Origin of the sequence: Peribacillus sp. TH14 (assembly GCF_016651145.1) — a bacterium.
GTDB lineage: Bacteria > Bacillota > Bacilli > Bacillales > DSM-1321 > Peribacillus > Peribacillus butanolivorans.
The window spans coordinates 4701679-4723581 of record NZ_JAEKEK010000001.1 but is presented as its reverse complement, the minus strand read 5'-3'; the positions used below and the strand labels follow the sequence as shown (position 1 = coordinate 4723581).

Below are 21903 nucleotides of genomic sequence, written 5' to 3'. Positions count from 1 at the left end.
GAAACACTATGCTTACAGGGTTTTCAATAGGAAGAATATTCATTTTTGAAACTATTGAACAATTGTGAAATTTCTGTAATATAAAACTATGAAGTTTAATGAAAGGCAGGTAGACATAAATGGATCACTTCACCTCTGCACTCTTGTCTATTTACGATCAGCTTATTGTGACAGATAATAATGGCACCATACTGAAATCGATTGGAACAGGGAATTCATTATTCCATACAGTCAAATCCGCTAATGTCGGTGGTTCCATCAAGGATGTTGAACAAGATTTATTTTCTACAAGCTTGGCAGAAGAGGTAATGGGCAAAAATGAAAAAAGATCTTTCATGCAGCCCTCATGGCAGGGGCCAGAGATGCTGATGACGGCGTACCCGATTGAATCTGGGGCATGGGTCTGGGCCTACAAAGAAATTAAAGACTCTTATCCAGATACATCAATGAGGCAATCGGGGCCTTTGTTGGAATCAAAGAAGCCATCTTTTCCATTTGTGATCCGCAGTAAACCCATGCTTGATGTTCTTCATAAAATGCAAATGGTTTGTGATGTCAGCGCAACAGTCCTTTTATTGGGGGAATCCGGTGTAGGAAAGGAAATAGCCGCCAGGGCCATACATAATATGGGTAACAGAAGCGACGGTCCATTTATACCTGTCAATTGCGGCGCCATCCCGGAAAACCTGATTGAAAGCGAACTGTTTGGCTATGTAGAAGGGGCTTTTACCAGCGCACGGAAAGACGGCGCCAAAGGGAAATTCACACTGGCCCATAAGGGTATCTTATTCTTGGATGAAGTGGGCGAGTTACCGCTTAACGTACAGGTAAAACTGCTTCGCGTCCTTCAGGAACGCGTGGTCACACCAATAGGAAGTACAACCTCACACCCTGTTGATATTCAAGTGATTGCCGCAACAAATAAATCGCTCGAAAAAATGGTGAAAAAAGGTGAATTTCGAGAAGACTTATATTATCGTCTTCATGTCGTACCTATCCATCTTCCGCCGCTTAGGAATCGTGTAGATGAAATCCCTCACCTGGTTCAATTTTTTTTACAAAAGTACAATACACTGTACTATCGAAATGTAGCCTTCACCCCGGATGCAATCGACTTGCTATGTATCTATCAATGGCCCGGTAACGTGCGGGAACTTGAAAATACAGTTGAGAGGCTTGTGATTACAAGCGGAATACCGGAAGTGGATGTTGCTTTGGTTAAAGAGGTCCTCCCTTTTAAAGGGCCCAAACCCACTTCACTACCTGTTATCGATTTTCTAATGCCTTTGCAAGAAGCAGTCGAACTTGTGGAGGAACAACTGATCAACATGGCAATGGAACAATACAAATCATTAAAACTAGCGGCAAAGGTATTGGAAGTCAGCCAGCCGACGATGAGTAGGAAATATAAAAAATTACGTAATAAAATTGAAGAGGCACGCTTTTCACCAGTGAATAAACGGGCAATTTTGGAAGAACAAATAAATCAACGGCTTCGTTCCGTTGCCGCTGTAACCGCAGCTATCATTCCAGCTGAAGAGGTTATCAGTCTACAAAAAAATATGAACCGGCAAACTTCCTATTCCCAGAAATTAAAACAAAAGCTTACCATGATTCAAGAAAAGGAAGGCGTAATTGAATGGGTCTTTATATTTATCATGACGGAGGATGGACGTCTGATTCACCTCGTTGCAGACAAAGGCTTTGTAATTGAACCGGGGGAAGAATATATTGGTCCCCCGGAAATGGTTAATGTCGCTTACCAGGCGTTTAATGGTAAAGCGGGTGTTACTCCCATATACGAAGACAGGTACGGTGAGTGGAAAACAAGCTTTGCGCCAATTATTGATGATGACGGCAATATCGTTGCTATTGTCGGATGTGATTACAGTAAAGCCTATTTTAATTCTGAAATGCAACGACTCCGTAAGCAACTCAATATACATGTTTGATTTCAGGATACAGTCATGTCGGGATTAATTCAAACTGGTTATATGCTATAGTGAAAAAAGAAAAGCTGATTAAAGGAGCCGTCTTGACCGGGCTTTTGTAGTCAGCTTTTTCGTTATTAACATTACATATACAATATTAAGGTTATAAAGGAAATTAAGAGAGGTCTTAACAGTTTGTCTGGGTCTGCTCACTGCAGAATCAAGGAGACCGGGATCTTTTACTCCGATTGATTCAGTAGGAGCATAAACTTTTATTGAATGGCATCGATAGCAATAATTTGATTAGTGGAAAAATAGATAATTATCCAACGTCATATTATCTATCCACCAATCCCTTAAATGCTTCGTCATGTCCTTTAATAACGTTTGAAAATATTTCCATAAATTCTACATCTACACCTTTAGGTAATTTCACATTTTTATTTTTCCTTAAAATGATTTCTTCACCCTTAAACTCAACCTCTAATTCGTCTCCAAAAGCTAAATTTGCAGTTTTCAACATTTCAACTGGAAACGTAATACCCAAACTATTGGCGACTTTAGTTAATTTCCTAATGGCCATTATTCATTCCTCCTTCAAATTGTTTATACTACTTTTATCTGTAATTTGTTATTTTTAATTACACAAAAAAAGCTTGCAGATTTAGACCCTAAAAAGGACCGTATTCTACAAGCTGAACAGCCTCCATTATCCGAAGGTTTTTCTGTTACACTATTGATTAAAATGAAATACATCCCAAATGTCAGGTGTTTCTGATCCAATGTACCAAGCAGATACACCGCCTAGATGATTTTGTTTTACCAGATCAAGCCGAAGCTTCATCGATTTTTTATCTTCTATCCATATTTGATGCTTTTTCCCTTTGGAAGTATACTCCACGTAATTTTGTGATGTCTTTTTATCCCATACCTTTTTAAGTCCATGAGATGAAATGATTTTGTTGACCTCAGCCATGGTACGGTCATGACTTTTCACTTTATTGGTCGATAGATCGGTTACCCATTCTCTCGTATAAAATGGTACAGCCAATATTATCTTATGAGCAGGTACTTCTTTCATTAAAAGCTTAGTTCCTTCTTTGATCCAAGGTAACGAGGAAACGGACCCGGCTACTGGGCTCCCTCCCCAATGCTCGTCATAACCCATTATGATTATATAGTCTGCTATTTTGCCAAGTTCTTTCCTATCTAGACTTTTTGACCAAAAAGGGTCGTCATTTTCTCGAGTGACATCCACCGATAGTTTAATACCATGAGGTTTTAGGGCCTTTTTTAGTTCGCCTATGAAAAGTACAAAGTCCTTCTTATTTTTTGGATCGATGTTTTCAAAATCTACATTTATTCCATCACTTTTAGTTTTAACAAGTGAATCACGTAAAGCTGAAACTAATTTTTGACGTTTTTTTGTACTGCCTAGTATAGAACCAGTTAAAACAGGGTCAAATTTATTACCGATAAGTTGCCAAACTTGTTTTCCTTGGTTATGAGCGTATTGAACGTATTTTGTATCGACAGAAACGGAAACGAAATTACCGGAATCCTTCAGCGTATAGGAACGAGGAGATACTACATTTAAATTGGGGTGTTTAAGTTGTTGGGTGTAGTTTTCTTTCGATCCATTATGTTTCCAGCCCATGACGATAAGGCTTTGCTTCTTTTTTTGAAGTAGAGATTTCTTTATCCATCCCTTTTTACCATCAAGCAGTTGAACCTGGTAGTAATAATCGGGAATCTTCAATTTTTGACCAACTTTAAGGGTAACTGTTCGTAAGTTATTTAATTTCGTCAAATCACTTGTGGTTACCTCATATTTAGTAGAAATCTTCCACAATGTATCTCCTGATACAACCTTATGGATATTATACTTTTGGGGAATCTTCAGGTTTTGGCCAACATTAATTTCGGAAGAGGTTAATTTGTTTTCTTTCTGTAACTCACTTACTGAAACTCCATATTGATTTGCTACTTTCCATAATGTGTTTCCAGTCTTTACTTTATGTATAATAGGCTTCGTAGAATCTCCAACGACAGAAGAAATGATGGGAAACTCCTCACCTTTTTTTAAGGTCATTAGTATAGTGGAACCTAGTTTAGGAGAACTATAAACCTTTGTAGTACCCGCTTTAACAGAACCTATGTAAAGTGTATTACTTGATGCTTTACCACTGGTTGGAAAGAGACAAATACAAAGAAGGCAGAACATAATAAGACATCCAAAGAATTTTTTCACTATTATTTTATTCTCCTTAAATTTTGATAAATTTAACTTTACTAGTTTACTATGGAGAATAGTTATAAAATAGAGGTACTTTGTGGAAAATTTATTTCCTATATTTTAAACTCTTTTTATTTACAATCCTGTACCGTTAGTACAAATAAAGAGCATTAACCGTTCTTGGATCAATGCCCCCATTTGTTTAAGATTCGAAGTTTCATAATCTATTACTATAAATTGGTCTACACATAATAAAAGCCACTATAGTACTTAACTCTATTTCTTTAAATTATGATTACTCTTTTAAAATTCGTATTTAAGGTTTTATAAATAAGGCAATTATTTTTCATAGAAGTATAGACTCCCCATTTTAAATTTCTTCGTGCATATGTTTACGGATAAAGAGTGAGAAAATTGTTGCAACAATAGCTAATCCAATTGTTACAAGTGAGGTATAGTTAATGGCATCCAGTAAAGCTTGTTAGCCTGCTATTGCGAGCATCCATTGTATGACTTAGTTCTGTCGTACGATCTGCGAGCATACGTTGTCATTAATGTAACAAAAATAGCTGTACCGATTGCACCTGCTACTTGTTGTACCGTACTGTATACTGCTATTATTCAAGTTTGCTGTTTGCTTGCGTCTTAAATACAATAAATTCAATAAAATAATGCCTTAGAGAATTAGAGTTCCTCACCACTTGGCCGGATTACATAAACAAAAATAATAGATAATATTCGGAAAGCAATTTAGAGTTATTACAAAGTTTTTTCTTAACCAACTCTCCTTAAAAAACAAAGGATTTATGAGATTATTTACGAAACAATGGATTTCGAGATGCGGAGTCCATTATTTTTTTGCTAGTCTACTTTGCCCTGCTGTTAATCCGTCCTCTGAAGTGGGATATTCCTTTAATATCAATATATTCGTTACGATTTCCTGTTGTCTTTACAAGTTCCGAAGGTCTAAAAGATGAATTTCTCTAATTTCATGCGATTCAAAATCCTCTTTGTAATAAAGCACACACAACTGGTAAGCATCGCACGCACCCGTTAATTGAATAAGAAACAGTTATATAATGGGGTTCATGATATAATTATCATAGATAATCTCTTACAAACAAAACAAATTAATCATTCTGAAAATTAAATCTTTTAAGGAGTCGATGAAAGTTGACAATTGATAGTAAAAAATCAATTAGTAAAGAACAAACTATTTTTAATCACATTGGAAATAAAATCAAAACAGAAGATAGAGAAATTAATATAATTGCTAGATTAGAAGAACCACTAATAGTAATTTTAGGAAATGTTTTGAGTGACGAAGAATGTGACGAACTAATTAGATTGTCAAAAGACAAAATGCATCGTTCTAAAATTGGAGTTACACACGAAGTAAATGAGATAAGAACAAGTAGTAGTATGTATTTTCAAGATAATGAAAATGACATCATTACCAAAATTGAAAAAAGAGTATCATCTATTATGAATATACCCATTGAACATGGGGATGGTATTCAAATTCTTAAATATACTCCTGGTCAAGAGTATAAAGCTCATTTTGATTTTTTTACATCTTCAAGTAAAGCAACAAAAAATAATAGAATTAGCACAATCGTCATGTACTTAAATGATGTGGAGTATGGAGGAGAAACTTTTTTTCCTAAACTAAATCTTTCAGTATCCCCACGAAAAGGAATGGCGGTGTATTTCGAATATTTCTATACTGATAAAAACATAAACGAACTAACATTACATGGTGGAGCGCCAGTTATAACTGGCGAAAAATGGGTTGCAACACAATGGATGAGAAGACAAAAATAGTATATTTTTTACCTAAATTCTTTCGTTCCAAGACAGACACATCCTTTCAAAAATCATTGTAAGGACTAACTAAAATGTGTCCATGAAACAATATTAACTCTAAGTTTGTTGGGTATACACGAAACGATGGAAGGAAAGCCATAACCTACGGCGTGTCCTAGAGAAGTAAGTAAAGGTAACTCTTTACCATCAATATTTTCATTGAACGAAATTACATAACACTAGTTTCCTACACCATGTTTATTAGTAACTTGGAAAATTTCAATATGGTTTGAATTAGGTTTTGAAGTTTCAATCATATATTCTTCACAAAGCGTTTCTTTGAAATTATGGTTAAGTCAAAACAACTCAATCGAGAAGTAATGCGACTATACATCTAGAAAACTGGGCTTATATCTAAAAACCACAACCAACTTCTAGGGCGGCTGGTTGTAGTCTTCAGTTTTTGTTATCCCCAGCTAGAACTGACTCTTTACTTTATAGAGTCTCTTACTTTACGTAAGAATTCAATATGTTGATCAACAATACTCGAGTGAAGTAACTGGCTCTCTTTTAATAAACGAAAAAAAGGGTTTCTGATGCGAATTCTTCTTCTCATAAATAACACTCCTTTCATCTTTTCTTTATTTTATTAATGAATGTCCTTACTTGTAACGGCTAGTCCCTCAAGATGAAAAAAAAGTTAGTAATCTAGTTAATATTCCCTTACTTGTCCAACATCCATTTGTTTTAAATAAGACAAAACAACGCAAACACCTGTGAAGCCATCCCTAAGTCATGTGTTTCCAGCTGGATGATTCCATACCGGGTGAATAGATCAAGAACATTTTCCATCCCTACTTTTAAAACTAGGAAAACAGTAACCGGGGTTTCATTTCTAATTGGTGCCGACCTTTATGGGTATGAAGATGGATATACCAGCATGAATAACTATATTGTGGATTATATTCAGAAGGGCTACAGAAGTCGTTAAGGCATTCTAGAGCGGAAGAGATTCCTATTCTGGGATTCCTGTCTTGGAAGCCCAATGGCTGTCATCTATGCTTCATTTGCTAATGAACCGATAAAAAATCTTATGCTGTCAGCAGCACCATTTGATTGGGTCATTCCCCCCATCGTCAATCGAACCAACGCAACACAGGGCTTTTGAGATCCATGGTGAATAGGCCGTAATCAATGACAACCATTTCATTATCCTCGGAAAATGCGACATTATCTAACCGCAAATCTATTGGAATAATGCCGTATCTTAGGAATTTTAATTCCAACTCGATTAGTTTCGTATATTCCATGATTGCAAGTGGCACTTTTGTGCCCAACTTCTTCATAATAATCCAGCCAGACCCAAACTCCTTAACCGGACATAGGTACTTTTGGGCTTCCTCATTGCAGTTATAATAAATGTATGCTTCATTTGCGTTGCCTATTAATCCTACTTCACACAGTGCAATTTTTAAGATATAGCCATTATTGAGATCATAGACAATTCTGTTATAACCATATCCAATCATTTTATACTTGAATTTTAGAGTTTTTTTAGCAGTAACCATTTTTTGTTTTGCCGTTTTAAAAATTGGTATTTTCCCATTTGAGATATCCAGGATTCAATGGATTTTATCTCTTCACGGGACAACATAGAACTTTCATTAGACTGTATTCTTTCATTACCATTGTTAATTGGGCACATCCCCTAAACGTCTCCTTTTTTTAAAAATTTGTAACTATAGAATGATATTTCCAGGGATATTGAAAAACATATACTTAGAAGAGTCACTAAGTAAAAGATTGTGTTCTAGCTGTTTATATTGGAGCGTTGAGAAATTATTTATTTTGCTACTGGTTGATAGCCGACCGAATTCATTTCTTTTTTCTACGATCATGCGCAATCCTCGCTTGGCCTGAGGGTATTAGATGGATGGGGCTTTACTTCATGATGATTCGAAGCTACCCTTAGCTTGTACCGCTTTGCAATAGTCGCAAGCACAAGCACTGCTTTCATCAATGCAAAATTATTACCAATACAATCTCTCGGACCTTCGCAAAATGAAAAGTAGGCATATATCCGGATGGTTTCCACAAAATTAATTTCAATCGTTCAGGCTTAAAAGACTATATATTATAGAAATACTCGGGCTTTCGGTGCATTACATACTGGCTTACCAGGAACACATTCCTTTTTTTAATTGATACTTATTTATCTCCACCTCCTCTTCCACTTCACATCCAGTGACAAAGACAGGAGAAAAAAAGCATCGATTCCTAGATGATTTTTTGAGTATAGGTAAATTTCATGAAATCCCCAGGCGAAAAAGGGCCGTAATATCGATCATATCCTGCCTTCTATACATGATATGACTTTTATATAAAATGGCTTGTATTGTAGTTGAGAAAAACTAGAGTTATTGACTAAAAAAATTCAACACTATAACTTTTTTTAATAGGTGTTTATAAACTTATTTAACAGAATACTCCCCTTATCCTCTAAAACAGCCTTTTACTCAAGGAGCAAAGGCTGTTATTTTAAACCTATTAGCGATAGTCTATTTTATAAAAAAAGCAACTGCCTAATCAACGCAGTTGCTTTTCATCTTGTTTCGGTAATAGAAAAAATTATTTTATATGAAAGATTCCCTTTCTATCGTTTGCAAAGGAATCCCGCAATGTTGTTTTTAGTATTTTCCCCGATGGGTTTCGTGGGAGCTCATGTACAAAGTCTACTGATTTTGGTTTCTTATAGCCGGCTAATTTTTCTTCGCAGTAACCAATGATATCTTGGGGTTTTTCTTTTGACTCTTATAATCTATCTAGGGTTTTATCATGAGATACTTCCGTTAATGTTTCAAGTACACCACTCAAATCTAGTATTTTTTAAGTGCTTCAATCATTAGCTTCCAAAAACCTTCTACATCAAGTTCTAATCCAAACTTAGCATTAACTTTTCTACCAGTGACCCCATGTAGATCAATTAACGTTGTTCCTGCAGTAAACTCTCCTTTAGTTTCCACTGTAATATTTACATCTTTCGTCTTAAACAATTCTGGTGCAACACAATATGCCACAGTTAATACATCGTGTACTGGTGCCCCATCAAAGTCGAACATCTCCTTATATGTTGATGCAAAAAACACTAATAATTCACCAACTATTTTAGCAACATTGTTATCAATTTTATTCACTTGATCGATAACTTCTCGTGTTGCTATGGCTTGATGTGTTATATCTAATCCCATAACTACTATTGGAATACCACTATCAAATACTTTTTTTGCAGCTTCTGGATCAACCCATATATTAAATTCAGCAGTTGGAGTCCAGTTACCAAATGTTCCACCACCCATAAGAACAATTTCTTCAATATTGTCCTTAATTTCTGGTGCTTTTGATAAAGCTAATGCAATATTTGTTAATGGTCCTGTTGGAAGAATTGTAACAGGCTCTTTTGACTCTTTTAACAGTCTTATGATTGTGTCAGCTCCATGCTCCTCACTCCAGCTACGAGAAGGTTCGGGCAATTCTGGACCATCCAGACCTGAATCTCCATGAATACCAGGTGCAGTTTCTCGTAATCGAATCAATGGCTCGCTTGCCCCTTTTGAAACAACAACATCCGTTAGTGAAACTAAATCACAAATTTTTAATGCATTCATAGTTGTTTTTTCAATTTCAGCATTCCCGGAAACTGTTGTAATCCCTAAAATCTCCAATTCTAGTTGTGCAGCAGCTAAAATAATTGCAATTGCGTCATCATGTCCTGGATCACAATCCATAATAATTCTTCTTTTAATCATCATATCTCACCTCTATCTAAAAATTACATGAAAATACCCATAATTGTAGCTGAAATTACAGATGCTAATGTCGCACCTAACAATAATTTCAATGAAAATTTTGCAACATAGCTCCCTTGTTTTTCACTGATTGATTTGATTGAACCTGAAACAATACCCACAGTTCCAAAATTTGCAAAACTAACTAAATAAACTGAAACAATAGCAACTGTTTTATCGGAAAGATGGTTTGAAATCTCACCAAAATTCAACATTGCAACAAATTCATTTGTAACTAGTTTTGTCGCCATTATTCCACCTGCTTGTACAGCTTCTGCCCAAGGAACACCTATTAAAAAAGCAATTGGTGCAAAAATATAACCAATAACCGTTTGGAAAGAAACATGAAATACACCTAGAAAAATCACATTGATCAATTCCATCAAGGAAATAAACCCTAATAGCATAGCAGCAACGATAATAACAATTTTAAATCCATCCATTACACTTTCTCCAACCATTTGGAAGAAAGGAACTCTTTCATTTTCTTCAATTTGAATTAAATCCTCATTATCGTCTAAATCATATGGGTTAATAATATTAGCAACTATGAGTGCACTAAAAATATTCAATACAACAGCAGTTACAACATATTTTGGCTCTAACATTGTCATATAAGCCCCAACCATCGCCATACTTACTGCACTCATTGCTGATGTACAAATTGTGTAAAGTCTTTTTGGAGATAAGAGTGGTATTTGCTTGATAATGGTTAAGAACACTTCTGGTTGTCCCAGCGCAGCTGTAGATACAGCAAAATAGCTTTCTAGTTTACCCATTCCTGTTATTTTACTTAAAACCAAACCGATATATTTGATTACGAATGGTAATACTTTTATATAATTAAGTATTCCTATTAATACTGACATAAAAACCAGAGGTAATAACGCTACAAAGAAAAACGTTATTGCACCTTCATTCACCATTCCACCGAATACAAATTGAATTCCTGAATCAGCAATCGCCATTAATTTTTCAAAAAACACTCCTATTTTAGTAATCGCAATTAGCCCTATACTAGTATTCATCATGAAGTAAACTAAAATGATTTGCACAGCTAACATAATCAGAATACGTTTATATTGTATTTGTTTTCTATTGTTACTTACTAAAAAAGCAACAACAAAAACAAGTAAAATTCCTGTTATTAAGAAGATAAAATTCATTTTCAGGCTCTCCTTTTAAATGGAAACGTTTACATATGTTATAAAAAACAACTTCTATAAAGTCTAGTTGTTAACAATAATCTGAGACATTTAACTTTATAGAAGTTGAGTTTATGCTAATTACGAACTCAGTTTAGTATTAGTTTAGTTTTGTTGTTGAAACTAACTGCTATTTCGGCTCCTACTTTAGCATTATGTTTTACTAATTCTATATTGGCATCAAGGCTTTTACCGCCGGTTAATTCTTTTATTTTTCCGAGCAGGAATGGTGTACTATCCTTACCAATAATATGATTTTCTTCTGCTTGCTTAATTGCTTGACTGATAATTTCATTGATATAATCTTCATCCATAGCAAATCTTTCAGGAATAGGATTAGCGATAACTGCTCCACCATTAAGATTTAATTCCCATTTCGTTTTTAATGTTTCAGCAATTTCATCGATTGAATCAGTGGAGAAGTTTAATAGATATTCACTATTTCTTGTGTAGAATGCTGGTAGGCACTCCGTTTCATATCCAATTACAGGCACCCCTTTTGTTTCAAGGTATTCTAGTGTAAGCGATAAATCTAGGATTGATTTAGCACCAGCACAAATTACCGCTACATTAGTTTGGGCTAATTCTTCAAGGTCAGCTGAGATATCCATAGTAGTTTCTGCACCTTTATGAACCCCACCAATACCACCTGTTACAAAGATTTTGATTTCTGCCAAATCAGCGCAAATCATCGTTGTAGCAACAGTCGTTGCTCCTAGTTGTTTTGTAGCAATAATTTGAGCTAAATCACGTCTTGATACTTTAGCAACATCTGAACTTTTACCAAATAATTCTAATTCATCTTCTGTTAAACCAATTTTAATTTTTCCATCAATGATAGCCATTGTTGCTGGAACAGCACCGTTATCACGAACAATTTGTTCAACTTCACGAGCCATTTTGACATTTTGAGGATAAGGCATACCATGTGAAATAATAGTAGATTCTAATGCAACGATTGCTTTTCCTTCCTCTTTTGCTTGTTGTACCTCTGCAGATAATTCAATATATTTTTTCATTTAAATTGCCTCCATATCTAACATTAATTGTTTTTTTGATAATTCTTGTCTAACTGTATACTTCGACATAATTGTTTTATGGGAATTGACCAAGCCAGCTTTTATTATGTAATCAATTTCTTTTTTTGTAACCAGGAATAAATAACGCCTGAACAAAATGAATCTCCAGCACCTGTAACATCAACAACAATTGGTGTTTCTATGGCAGGAAAATAATGAATCTCACCATTTTCACTACCTGTCATTACACCTTTTGAACCATTCGTTACAATAACATTTTTGACTCCTAAATCTATCCACTCTTTAACTGAATTTCCCCAATCTTCTTCATCATTGATTTTAATATTCATAAAAGTTTCTGTTTCATCTTTATTTACGATGAGCCAACTAACTGCATTCAAGGTTTTTGGAAGTCTATTCATTTTGGGAGACGAAACAGGAATAATGACTAATGGAATATTATGTTTAGATGTGAAAAAACAAAGAAAATCAATTGTTTCACTAGGACAATTTAAATCCACTACTATACATTTGGCTCTTCTAAGAATATTACTGTTTTTAATCAACAACTCAGGTGTAATATTCTCAAAAACGTCCATGTCTGCTAATGCAATTGATAAATCCCCATTCATATCTAAAACTGCTGTATAAGATCCTGTTGTCAAATTTTCATTTTGAGAGACATGTTCTAAATTCATAAAAGGTGACGATAATTCATAAATCTCTTTCCACTCTGAATCGAGACCACTTGCTGAAATTAATGTAACATCCTCACCTAATCTACCTAAATTTTCAGCAATATTTCTTGCTACTCCTCCAACCGATCTAGAAGATCTTACTGGATTAGATGTTTCATTAGTAATTTTATATTTTGTATAAAATTTCTTATCTACGTTAGCACCTCCTATGCAAACAATAGGAGCTATTTCATTTAAAACATAAGCCTTGCCAAAGACATACTCTTTCTTGATTAATCCAGAAATAATATTAGCAATAGACGACTTTGATATACCCACAATTTCCGATAACTCCTGTTGAGAAATAAAGGGATTTTCTCGAATCATATCTAATATCAACTCTTCTTTTTCATTAATATCATTAGCCATTTTTACACCTCACTTCTTTAAACAATTGTTTATTCCATGAACATAAGTTTAGTATACGCTTACATTTTTAATTGTCAATAATATTTTAAATAATTATTCAATTACAAATGACACCATGTTATTTTATTGAAAATTTTATTTTGCGCCTAATGTTGTACTACTTTCTTTTTAATTAACAATATATTTCTATTAAGCATTGTTGGTAAGCTCATGCCTAGAAGAATGGTTACAATACCTACTATTTGCAGTGAAGTAACATTTTCACTTAACAATATGACTGACACCATCACTGCGATTGGCAATTCAATAGCACCCAATATTGATGACATACTCAATCCAACTTTAGGAACTGCAATAGTGAATAAGAAAACCGGAATAATCATCCCAAATAACCCCAATATCAAACCATAAATCCAAAGTCCTTCGCTAAACAAGGTTCCATTCCAAATAACTTCTGGAGACTGAAAAACAACCGACATCATAAAAGCAAAGAATGAAACCAATACTAAGCGATTAGTGGTATTCATATTTGTAGTTGCTCTACCGTTTACAAATAAAAATAGGGAATAACAAAGAGCAGCTGCTAAACCCCATAACCAACCTTGAAAAGGTATTTGAGATAAATCAACATCTATCAAACCCGCAGCTGGTATGGTCCCTGCAACCAATATTATTAGAGATATCAATTCAATTCGACTGGGAAATTTTCGTTTTGTTATACAAGAAATCAACATGCCTATCCATGTAAATTGAAACAATAGTACAACGGCCAAGGATGCAGGTAAATAGTTCAAAGAAAGACCATAAAAAATATTTGTCAACCCTGTAAATACTCCAGCTAAGAAAAGAATTTTAACTCCATTAAAGCTAAATTTTGTTCGGTTTGTCAGAATGAAAATACATACTGCAATACAAAAACCGAAAAAAATTGACTTGTAACAGCTTCAGATGCCGAAAAACCACTACTCATTGCTAGTTTTATGATAGTTGAAACTAAACCATAACTACTAGTCGCTATTACTACCAACAAGGGGTACAGATAAATCTTCATTATTCTAATTCCTCCTATCATTTTTTAATATTCATTGAATTTTAAATATGATTTTTGAAAATCCAACAAAAAATCATAATCTTCAATATAAATCAAAGATAAACATTTTTACAATCTATTTTTTGTTTATTATTGATTGGCCAATCATTTGTCTGTAATATTTAGATAGCGTATAATTTATTTGTCGCTAGAAATGAGAATACTAAAAAATTTTAATATCTTTCAAAAAAATGAATTAATCCTATTGTTTTACTTGGGTTCGAAAAAAGGGTATTTTGTATACTAAGAAATTTCGGCTATCTTGTAAACAAACAGAAGTTAAAGTTATTATGATTAATCTATTTAAACGTTTACAAACTTTTGTTTATATAATAAACTATCGTTTAATGAGAAGTGAGGCTACTTCATGGATAAAGAGAAACAAATTTTAGATTACATAAAAATAAATCCTTTCATATCACAGCAAGAATTAGCAAGTAAAGTTGGTTTATCACGACCTGCAGTTGCCAATTATATTGCTAACTTGACGAAACGTGGTGAAATAAAAGGACGCGCCTATATTCTCCGAGAAGAATCATCGATTGTCTGTATTGGAGGGGCAAACACAGACCGGAAAGCCCGATCAAATCAGGAGGTGCGTTTATATTCATCTAATCCAGTAAAAATTACTGAAGCTTGTGGCGGTATAGCACGCAACTTTGCCGAAAATTTAAGTCGACTCGGCTGTAGCACTACTCTAATGGCTTGTGTAGGGGACGACAAAGAAGGTAACTGGATACTGAATGAAACGAAAAGACAAGGAGTGGATGTTAGTCAAGTATGGGTTTTACCAACAGAGCGAACAGGGACTTTTACCACCTTATTAGATATTAATGGTGAAAGCATTGTCTCCATGGCTGATATGAATATATACGAAAAAATAACAACATCTATGTTTGAGGAAAAATGGTCCTATATCATTTCCTCCCAAGCTGTTTTTTTGGATACGAATATTCCTAAGGAATGTCTCAGTTATTTAATTAACCGCTGCCGTGAGGAAAACATTCCTATGTACATTGACCCTGTATCTACAGCCAAAGCACGAAAACTTCCATTTCGTCTTGACGGTGTAGAACTGCTGATGCCTAACCGAGAAGAAGCAGAGATACTTGCTGAAATAAAAATCGAATCAATCAAGGATTGCCAATTAGCCTGTGAAAAAATTAGACAGCGTGGCGTTCAAAAAGTTATTATCACACTTGGTGATCAGGGGGTTTATTATTTTTCTACAGAGGAATCTGGACACTTGCCTCCTTTCAAAACTGACGTAGTTGATGTCACAGGGGCTGGTGAAGCATTTTCTTCATGTGCAATCTACGGAATCCTGAACGAAGAATCGCTATTTAGTGCTTGCAAATTAGGTCTTGCTGGTGCTGCTCTTACCATTCAAACTGAAGAATCTATATCATCATTTTTGAAACCTGAAAAAATCCATGAAATAGTAAAGAATTTTTCGTGATGAAATCATATTCTCACCTTAGAAATACTCCATTTCGTTACTTAAGGATGATTATTTCGTTGTGAATGTCATATCCACAAAAAATTAGTCCCCTTTTCTTGAAAGAGCATCTGCCTTTTCCTTAGCAGATGCTCTTTTTAGACGAGTTTCTTCTATATATAATCATCCTTTTTACATCTCTTTCGTATTCTTATGCCAACTTATAAAATGTCAGCTTTTTAACGTCTAATTCTCCCATCGCTTTAAGTTATTCAACCCTCCTGTTTTCCAACAATCAACATATTTTGAGTTCGATTACGGATATTAATATAGATATTGATACTGCGATGACGATTTTTGTGTTCGATATGCCTATTCAGCCTTAGTCTTTAGCTATACTAAAATAAATTAGGAGGTATAATCCATCGTTACAAGGATAATCAACCTTTACATAGAAAAAGCGACTCGGCATACTTATGGTATTGTTCACAAATTCATGTTCGATAAAGATTTGTGTATGTATTTCCCATACAGATTCTCTTTTACTACTTCCACCTAAAAGTTTGATGATAAGGACGAACGACCTGATACTTTTTTCAGAATTGTTGGCGGATAATCGGACCTCCACGCTCTTTGGACATCAAGGTAATCGCTGTCACCTGCCACTGTGATACTCTCTGGATCCATGCCCTGTAATTGGATCCGATATTAAGGGACAAAAATCCCCTTCACAAATAATCCTAAACAGACACATGAATATTCTTAATATTTCTTGGATATTCTCATAAATGATGAATTTGATTACTAATTGACAAAATAGAGAATAACTCACCTTGGTTATGGATAAGAAAAAAGACACTACTCGTAAAGTTAGTGTCTTTTTTTAGAAAACATTCATTTAATAGGAATGGTACATTTTAAGTTGAAATGTCGTAGCAGTGATATTTCTTAGGATCTATTAACATGATTCAACAACTTTATATAATTTTTTGATTGGAAGTGTTTTTGAATTTTTCTTTCGTTGTTTTTTTCATACTGTTTGCTACTAACACACAGACCATACTGAAGATGAATAAACAAAGGAAGAAAATCCAAGCTACACGGTAGCTTTGAGTCACATCATAGATTAAACCAGAAACTATTACCCCAAAGGAACCTGCCGCTACAAAGAAAACTTGCACTATACCAAAAATAGATCCAAAATCTTTCTTTCCAAAGATATCATTAGTCATAAAAGGCGGACCTAATGTGGAAATGACAATACTAAAGCCAAATGCAATTGCAAATAAGAAAGCGAATGCTTGTGTCTTAGCTAACAGAAGCGCTACCATAGCAGTCGTCATACAAAATCCAACATAAATTGCACCACCTGCAGTACCGAACTTATCAAATACTGCACCTAAAATCAACTTCCCTACCGTATTTGCAAGGGAAAGAATACCAAAAATTGTGCCGGCAAAGATGGCTGGATGTCCGATATCCATTAGATAGGCTGGAATATGCATTTGAACGCCGCCTGCAACTAATGCAAAGCAAACGATTCCTAGGACAAAAATCCAAAACATAGCTGTCTTCTTTGCTTCTCCCATGGTTAGGCCACTCTGTTCAGACTCTAAATTCTCCGCAGATTCCATCTTGTCTGCTCCCAGTGGAACTAGTCCTTTTTCTGCAGGACTTTTCTTGGCAAATAGTAGTACTAAAGGCAACGTTAAAACAATGATAAGTGCACCAGCAATAACGTAGGCTGTTCTCCAACCGTAATTTGAGATTAATGTAGTTAAAATTGGACTTAACACTGCAGCTCCAATACCTGAACCCGCAAAGGCTAAACCCATTGCTTTTCCTTTTTTCTCATAAAACCAGTTGGTTACCATAATTGAAATTGGGATATTGGAGAATCCTGCCACACAGATACCTATCATAAATCCTACAATGCTAAAATATAGCGCTGAGTTTGCTAGTGAATATGACATAAATCCTACTCCGGCCATAATTACGCAAATTGACATAATCAATTTCATATTTCCTTTTGCTAACAGTTTACCCATGAATGGAGAAGCAACAGCCACTCCAAGGCCGGCAATCGAAAGTGCGATTGAAAAAGCGGTTCTGCTTATCCCTAAATCATCTGTAACAGGGACCATGAATAAACTATGTAAAGAATTTATTATAGAGAAGCCGGCGAACATAATAAAGAAGCCACACAACACAACATACCATCCATAAAAAACACCATTAGACCCTTGTGCCATTTATTGAACCTCCAGTTTCTCTATTTACAACAAGTTCTTTACTAGCTAGATTACATAATGTGAGGTTCATCCGATTTCAATATAACAGGTCTTCTCACGGGTATATTCAAGGATGGAATCCGTTCCAAATCCACTGTCTTTTTGTCCTCCAAATGGAAGCTCTGGTCCAACTCTACGGAACAAGTTCACCCAGACATTTCCTGATTCTAATTGACGAATCATCCGGTGAGCTCGATCCAAATTCGATGTCCAAACGCCAGCTCCTAAACCAAATGCACTATCATTTGCAATGGCTATTGCTTCCTCTTCCGTATCGAATGGTATCACGGTTGCTACAGGACCAAAGATTTCCTCTTGGCAGATTCGAAGAGAATTACTATTGACCTTAATTAACGTAGGCTCAACCCAATAACCATCCGCTAATTGGGGATCGTCAGGTAATAGAGCGGCACCCCCATGACGACCGCCTATGATAACTTCTCCCCCCTCTTTTTTTCCTAATTCTATATACGAGCATACCTTGTCATATTGTGAGGAGTTAGCAATTGGTCCCATTGAGATTTTTGGATTCATTGGATCTCCTAGTTGAATTTGCTGAGCTATTACTTCTTTCATTTTGATAATCATCTCATCAAAAATCGGCCTTTGAATAAGAATCCGTGATCCACCTACACAGAGTTGACCTGCGTTACCACTAAAGATTCCATAAATTGTAACTCCTTGTGCAGCTTTATCCAGATCAGCATCTGCAAAGACTATGTTTGGTGACTTCCCACCCAGTTCTAAAATCATCGGCTTTGGTTTCCGAGCTATTGATTGCGCAATCGCCCTAGCCGTTCCTCCAGATCCAGTTAGACTAATCTTATTTACTCTAGGATGACTGACTAATGTATCTCCTACTTCCACTCCATTTCCTGATACAACATTTAGAATTCCAGGTGGAAGGATCTTATTAATTAGTTCACCATATCGCAATGAAGCAATAGATGCCATTTCTGATGGTTTGATAATCACCGTATTTCCAGCAGCAAGCGCATAAGCTGCTTTAATAGAAAAAGTAAAAAGCGGGGAGTTCCATGGAAGAACGCCTACTACGACCCCTAATGGTTCCCTCAATGTATATCCAACGCTTGTTGGACCCAATTGAACAGTTTCCCCCTTACTTCCAACAGCCGTTGCTCCTGCTGCATCATACCAAAGACTTGCTAAACTAGGGATTAGACCATAGCTCGTTTCTTTAATTACCCATCCATTATCTCTTGTTTCTAGTTCAGCTAACTCTTCACCATGTTGAATGATTAAGTCACCTATTTGTCTTAAAAAAGCAGCACGCTCCATAGCCGGTCGAGACGACCACTCCTCAAAAGCTGCTCGAGCTGCTTCTACTGCCGATTCAGCATCTTGGCTTGTGCTACAAGGAAATGTAGCCCAGACCTTTCCTGTTGAAGGATCAATACTCTCTATTCGGGTTCCCGAAGAAGAAGTAATCAGGTTTCCATTAATGATATTATGAAACTCTCTTATTTCATTTGCAGTTTTCAATGAAAATCTCCGCCCTTTCAAAATAAGTAAGCCTTTTAAACAGAAATAATAGCTTCATCTTTGTTAGACCAACCTAATGCTGTAGCCGCTTGATTATAATAATGCTCTGTACTGCCTAAATAATTTTCATAGAACCTAGCACGCTTGACAAAAAGATGGCAATCAATTTCTTCTGTAAATCCAATGCCGCCATGAATCTGAATATTATCGGAAGAAATACGGGTAAATGCGTCAGTTGCAAATAATCGAGCGCAAGAAATAGCCTGAACACGATCTTCTGCATTACTTTCCAAAGCCCAGTTTGCATAATAAGCTAAGGACCGAGCTGTCTCAAGATCCATTTTCATATCTACTATTCTATGTTTAATGGCTTGAAATCTTCCGATAGGCTGACCAAACTGTTCCCGAATTTTTGCATACTCTGCAGCCATCTCTACCACTTTCTCCATACTACCGACAATTACTGCGGAAAGAGCCGCATTGAAAGAGAGTAACCCTTCTTGAAGAGTTTTCCAGCCATGATGGAGAGGTCCAAGTATTTGATTCATTGGAATTTCAACATTAGTGAATGTTAGTTCTGCTAATCTTCGCGTTTCATCAATGTTTTTTTGGCTTTGGATAGTCATGTTTGTTGCTGTTCGATCAATAATAATTAATGAAATCCCTTCTTTACCATTACCTGTACTGGTGCGACCTAGTACGATATAATGATCAGCTAACTCCGCATCGGGAACTAATGATTTCACACCATTTAATACCAAATGGTTATTTTCTTCTTTTACTGCTAGATTAATACCAGATGGGTTATAACTTCCACCTGGTTCCAACCAAGCTAGAGAAAATGATTTTGTCCCATTCGAAATTTCAGACAAATATCTTTCTTTTTGTTCTTCCGTACCGAATTTCTCTAGTAATGGAACTGCAAGTGCATTCGTTTCTAAATATAAGCCTGGCAATAAAGAACGACCAGTTTCTTCAAGAACAGGTATTAAATCTAGAGGACCTAAACCCATTCCTCCGTAATTTTCCGAAATATTAATACTTGTACAACCTAATTCGGCCATACCAGTTAATATTGATTGTAATGATTCTGTTTCACCTTTTATAAATTCACGGGCAGTTTTTGTTTGCCCGGCATCATCTAAATACTTTCGGACATATCCTCGAAACATCTCTTGCTCTTGATTTAAAGAAAAATCCATCTTTAATCACCCCTTTTTAGTCTTAACGTCCCATATCTTTCGGCAAACCTAGAATTCTTTCTCCAATTGTGTTTTTTTGTATTTCGCTCGTTCCTCCGCCAATTGTCTGGCCGAAGGAATAAAGATAATTATCTTGCCAGTATGAATTGGCAGTGATTGCATCTTCTTTCCATAAAACGCCTTGATGACCCTGTAGAGATATCGATTGAGAAAGAAGCTCTTTGGTGAGTTCACTTACCATCAATTTATCCATTGAGCCTTCCGCTCCCGGGTGACCGTTTTTTAATGTTTTCGTTAAATTCCGATAATAATTTAATAGCGAACCACGGGTACGAGTATATAAATCTAGCATTTCTTTACGAACAAGCGGGTTAGCCATTAATGGCTGATCATCCTCTTTTAACTCTTTAGTCAAAGACACAAGCTCATTAAACTGCTGCTCTAGTGTAAAAACCTGTCCGCCGATTCCTGTTCTCTCGTGCATAAGCAGGGCGATTGTAACCTTCCAACCTTCATCCACTTCACCAACAATTTCAGCATCATACGCAATCGCATCATTTAAATACACTTCATTAAAATCATGCTGACCATCCATTTGAATGATAGGTCTAGTTTCTACTCCTGGTTGATTCATATCTAAAAGAAACACCGTTATTCCTTTATGCTTCTTATCGAAACGATTAGTTCGAGCTAGTAAAAAGCATCGATCCGCTAAATGACCAAAACTGGTCCATACCTTTTGACCATTTATTATCCAACGATCTCCATCTTTCACTGCGCTTGTTTGAATAGCTGATAAATCGGATCCTGCGTTTGGTTCGGAATATCCTTGACACCATACCTCTTCACCTGTGAGAATCTTTTGGATATACTTTGATTTTTGTTCTTCTGTCCCAATTTGCATTAGAGTCGGTGCTACCATATGAATGCCTACATAATTCACAAGTGCAGGCGCCTTAACACGAACCATTTCCTGTTGATAAACAATTTCCTCCATCAACGTTGCTTCTCGACCTCCATATTTTTCCGGCCAAGCAATCGCTGCCCAACCACCTTCATATAATTTTCTTTGCCAGTTTCTCAAGAAAATAGCATACTCACCTTCATTTTTAGATATTTTGCTAGTTCCATCTAACCAACCTTCAGGTAAATTTTCTTCAAGCCAGGTTCTCAATTCATGTCGGAATTCTTCTTCTTTTGTTGTAAATGAAAAATCCATAGTTTTCTTTCC

Annotated in this window: 15 protein-coding genes and 2 pseudogenes; 3 read left to right on the top strand and 14 right to left on the bottom strand. The window is 35.7% G+C overall.

Going from position 1 to position 21903, the window contains the following annotated elements; translation table 11 throughout:
- The first annotated feature begins 119 nt into the window (after positions 1-119).
- Complete coding sequence (locus JFU50_RS22930) at positions 120-1952, top strand: sigma 54-interacting transcriptional regulator (RefSeq protein WP_201224286.1); 1833 nt, start codon at positions 120-122, stop codon at positions 1950-1952.
- A gap of 316 nt (positions 1953-2268) precedes the next feature.
- Here JFU50_RS22930 and JFU50_RS22925 read toward each other — a convergent pair whose 3' ends face one another.
- Both JFU50_RS22925 and JFU50_RS22920 read right to left on the bottom strand, forming a co-directional pair.
- Complete coding sequence (locus JFU50_RS22925; RefSeq protein WP_201224277.1) at positions 2269-2514, bottom strand: AbrB/MazE/SpoVT family DNA-binding domain-containing protein; 246 nt, start codon at positions 2512-2514, stop codon at positions 2269-2271.
- A gap of 150 nt (positions 2515-2664) precedes the next feature.
- Positions 2665-4023: a LysM peptidoglycan-binding domain-containing protein gene (locus JFU50_RS22920; protein ID WP_242489081.1), complete on the bottom strand. Its 1359-nt coding sequence runs from the start codon at positions 4021-4023 to the stop codon at positions 2665-2667.
- Between the two features lie 1317 nt (positions 4024-5340).
- Between JFU50_RS22920 and JFU50_RS22915 the strand changes: the two genes are divergently transcribed.
- On the top strand, positions 5341-5991 hold the full coding sequence (locus tag JFU50_RS22915) for a 2OG-Fe(II) oxygenase (protein ID WP_201224275.1): 651 nt from the start codon (positions 5341-5343) through the stop codon (positions 5989-5991).
- A 1118-nt stretch (positions 5992-7109) separates the two neighbouring features.
- Here the strand turns inward: JFU50_RS22915 and JFU50_RS22910 are convergent.
- The 8 genes and pseudogenes from JFU50_RS22910 to JFU50_RS22875 all read right to left on the bottom strand — a co-directional run bounded on the left by JFU50_RS22910 (position 7110) and on the right by JFU50_RS22875 (position 14193).
- Complete coding sequence (locus JFU50_RS22910; RefSeq protein WP_201224273.1) at positions 7110-7502, bottom strand: hypothetical protein; 393 nt, start codon at positions 7500-7502, stop codon at positions 7110-7112.
- Positions 7503-7867: 365 nt separating this feature from the next.
- Entirely contained in the window at positions 7868-8068 is a 201-nt protein-coding gene (locus tag JFU50_RS31795; RefSeq protein WP_313888834.1) for a cytochrome P450, read from the bottom strand.
- A gap of 533 nt (positions 8069-8601) precedes the next feature.
- Positions 8602-8757, bottom strand: coding sequence for a hypothetical protein (locus tag JFU50_RS31790; RefSeq protein WP_342366362.1), 156 nt, complete (start codon positions 8755-8757; stop codon positions 8602-8604).
- A gap of 92 nt (positions 8758-8849) precedes the next feature.
- On the bottom strand, positions 8850-9779 hold the full coding sequence (locus tag JFU50_RS22895) for a nucleoside hydrolase (RefSeq protein ID WP_053346272.1): 930 nt from the start codon (positions 9777-9779) through the stop codon (positions 8850-8852).
- A 23-nt stretch (positions 9780-9802) separates the two neighbouring features.
- Positions 9803-10984, bottom strand: coding sequence for a NupC/NupG family nucleoside CNT transporter (locus tag JFU50_RS22890; protein WP_201224272.1), 1182 nt, complete (start codon positions 10982-10984; stop codon positions 9803-9805).
- Between the two features lie 128 nt (positions 10985-11112).
- Positions 11113-12042 (bottom strand): pseudouridine-5'-phosphate glycosidase, encoded by a 930-nt coding sequence (locus JFU50_RS22885; protein WP_201224271.1) that lies wholly within the window; start codon positions 12040-12042, stop codon positions 11113-11115.
- Positions 12043-13136: pseudogene (locus JFU50_RS22880) on the bottom strand (carbohydrate kinase).
- Between the two features lie 158 nt (positions 13137-13294).
- Positions 13295-14193, bottom strand: a pseudogene (locus JFU50_RS22875) (EamA family transporter).
- A 412-nt stretch (positions 14194-14605) separates the two neighbouring features.
- Between JFU50_RS22875 and JFU50_RS22870 the strand changes: the two are divergent.
- Complete coding sequence (locus JFU50_RS22870; protein ID WP_201224270.1) at positions 14606-15697, top strand: carbohydrate kinase; 1092 nt, start codon at positions 14606-14608, stop codon at positions 15695-15697.
- A 956-nt stretch (positions 15698-16653) separates the two neighbouring features.
- On the opposite strand, the gene JFU50_RS22865 is transcribed toward JFU50_RS22870, so the two are convergent.
- The 4 genes from JFU50_RS22865 to JFU50_RS22850 form a co-directional block, all read right to left on the bottom strand.
- Positions 16654-17928: an MFS transporter gene (locus JFU50_RS22865; protein WP_201224269.1), complete on the bottom strand. Its 1275-nt coding sequence runs from the start codon at positions 17926-17928 to the stop codon at positions 16654-16656.
- 66 nt (positions 17929-17994) lie between these two features.
- A complete protein-coding gene (locus JFU50_RS22860) occupies positions 17995-19470 on the bottom strand; it encodes an aldehyde dehydrogenase family protein (RefSeq protein ID WP_201224268.1) in 1476 nt (491 codons plus the stop codon).
- A gap of 35 nt (positions 19471-19505) precedes the next feature.
- On the bottom strand, positions 19506-20672 hold the full coding sequence (locus JFU50_RS22855; RefSeq protein ID WP_201224267.1) for an acyl-CoA dehydrogenase family protein: 1167 nt from the start codon (positions 20670-20672) through the stop codon (positions 19506-19508).
- Between the two features lie 22 nt (positions 20673-20694).
- Complete coding sequence (locus tag JFU50_RS22850) at positions 20695-21891, bottom strand: acyl-CoA dehydrogenase family protein (RefSeq protein WP_201185060.1); 1197 nt, start codon at positions 21889-21891, stop codon at positions 20695-20697.
- Between the last annotated feature and the right edge of the window lie 12 nt (positions 21892-21903).

Coding starts and splice junctions, on each gene's coding strand:
- JFU50_RS22930 (WP_201224286.1), top strand. CDS start 120: ATGGATCACTTCACCTCTGCACTCTTGTCTATTTACGATCAGCTTATT.
- JFU50_RS22925 (WP_201224277.1), bottom strand. CDS start 2,514: ATGGCCATTAGGAAATTAACTAAAGTCGCCAATAGTTTGGGTATTACG.
- JFU50_RS22920 (WP_242489081.1), bottom strand. CDS start 4,023: ATGACCTTAAAAAAAGGTGAGGAGTTTCCCATCATTTCTTCTGTCGTT.
- JFU50_RS22910 (WP_201224273.1), bottom strand. CDS start 7,502: ATGATTGGATATGGTTATAACAGAATTGTCTATGATCTCAATAATGGC.
- JFU50_RS22895 (WP_053346272.1), bottom strand. CDS start 9,779: ATGATTAAAAGAAGAATTATTATGGATTGTGATCCAGGACATGATGAC.
- JFU50_RS22890 (WP_201224272.1), bottom strand. CDS start 10,984: ATGAATTTTATCTTCTTAATAACAGGAATTTTACTTGTTTTTGTTGTT.
- JFU50_RS22885 (WP_201224271.1), bottom strand. CDS start 12,042: ATGAAAAAATATATTGAATTATCTGCAGAGGTACAACAAGCAAAAGAG.
- JFU50_RS22870 (WP_201224270.1), top strand. CDS start 14,606: ATGGATAAAGAGAAACAAATTTTAGATTACATAAAAATAAATCCTTTC.
- JFU50_RS22865 (WP_201224269.1), bottom strand. CDS start 17,928: ATGGCACAAGGGTCTAATGGTGTTTTTTATGGATGGTATGTTGTGTTG.
- JFU50_RS22855 (WP_201224267.1), bottom strand. CDS start 20,672: ATGGATTTTTCTTTAAATCAAGAGCAAGAGATGTTTCGAGGATATGTC.
- JFU50_RS22850 (WP_201185060.1), bottom strand. CDS start 21,891: ATGGATTTTTCATTTACAACAAAAGAAGAAGAATTCCGACATGAATTG.